This window comes from Streptomyces sp. WM6386 (assembly GCF_000972385.1).
In the GTDB taxonomy this organism is placed as follows: Bacteria; Actinomycetota; Actinomycetes; order Streptomycetales; family Streptomycetaceae; genus Streptomyces.
In genome coordinates this window covers 1-1379 of the sequence record NZ_JXTE01000186.1, presented here as the reverse complement: position 1 = coordinate 1379, position 1379 = coordinate 1, and the positions used below count along the sequence as shown (strand labels likewise).

General features: G+C 70.6%; 3 protein-coding genes. All 3 read right to left on the bottom strand.

Going from position 1 to position 1379, the window contains the following annotated elements; all coding sequences use genetic code 11:
• The coding region (locus TN53_RS40590) for an ArsR/SmtB family transcription factor (protein ID WP_046263895.1) at positions 1-327 on the bottom strand (327 nt) is incomplete at its 3' end.
• Between the two features lie 131 nt (positions 328-458).
• The gene (locus TN53_RS40585) at positions 459-686 is read right to left on the bottom strand and encodes a DUF6480 family protein (protein WP_046263894.1); all 228 of its coding nucleotides are present in this window, start codon (positions 684-686) and stop codon (positions 459-461) included.
• 332 nt (positions 687-1018) lie between these two features.
• The coding region (locus tag TN53_RS40580; protein WP_046263893.1) for a CBS domain-containing protein at positions 1019-1379 on the bottom strand (361 nt) is incomplete at its 5' end.

The following is a 1379-nucleotide window of genomic DNA, read 5'->3' as shown; positions in this document are numbered from 1 at the left end:
GCAGCCGTGCGTGTTCGCGTCGGGGCAGGTCCTGTCTGCCTCCACCGCGACCACTGCGGCGCGCAGGTGGTCCAGGGCGTGGCCGAGGCGTTCGTCGGCGAGTTCGTAGCGCGTGCGTCGGCCGTCGGGCGCGGTGACGACCAGGCCGCAGTCGCGCAGACAGGCCAGGTGGTTGGAGAGCCGGGTGCGGGAGATGCCGAGCTGGTCGGCGAGGTCGGCCGGATAGGCCGGCGCCTGGCGCAGCACGAGCAGGATCCGGCACCGGACGGGATCGGCGAGCGCGCGGCCGAAGCGGGCCAGCACGTAGATGTCGGAGGCAACGGTCAGCCCACCACGACAGTACAGGAAACTCTGAATTCAGAAAAGCGTGAATAGTCGGTGGTGGACCTGCGCCCGCCTCGCTGTGACGCGCGGGGCGGCGCCTGCCCGGCGGCGCCGGCGAGCCTGCGCAGGCAGTGTCACGCGATCAGGGCCACCATCATGGCGATCAGCCCGATTGCTACCAGCGCCACCACCACCATGATCAGGGTGAGCGGCATCGCTCCCCATCCCTTGCGCAGCTCAGGCGGCTCCGGATGGGAGATGCCGTAGGTGCCGCCCTCGGCAGGCGGAGTCTCGCCGGGTGCCACTCCACCGCCTGGTTCGAGTCCCGGGGTCCGTCTCGGTTCGGGGTCAGGAGTCGCCATGGCGCACGTCCTCTCTGCTCCAGGCCGGCTACGGCCGGTTGGCCTTGGCCGGCTTTTCAGGTGTGCAGTGCGGTTGCGGGTGCAGGGGCGGCGCGGCCGGCTGCGCGGTGACCTTCGACCCGTCTCGAGGCGGGTCCGGTGTCATGGGGCCGCAGTGTCCGCCGCCCGAGGATGCGGTGGTACGGGAGAGGGTCCGTCGAGCCTGGCCCCCAGAAGTCACAGCACCTTGGCAGGCGCACTGTCCTCACCGTCGTACGGACGAGGAAGATCCGGGTTTCCCGGCGGCTGCGGGGTGAAACCGTCCATCTCGCCGGATCGGCTTGAGGCGGGCGTTACGTGTTGGGCCCGGCGGCGCTGATGTCGCCGAGCGCCGATTCCGGATCGCGTTCGATGGCCAGGTCGGCGAGGGAGACGATGCCCACCGCGTGCTGCCCTTGGTCCACGACCGGTATCCGGCGTACGGCATGCTCACGCATCAATTCCACGGCGCGGCTCAGATCGTCGTCGGGCCCCACCGTGACCAGATCGTCGCTGCAGGCGTCCGCCACGGTCGTGTTGTTCGGATCGCCGCCCTCGGCCACCGCGCGCACCACCAGGTCGCGGTCACTGACCGGACCGCGCAGCCGTTCGCCGTCGGTGACCAGAACGGCACCGATGTTCTCGTCCCGCATCATGCGGGCCACGGCCGTCACC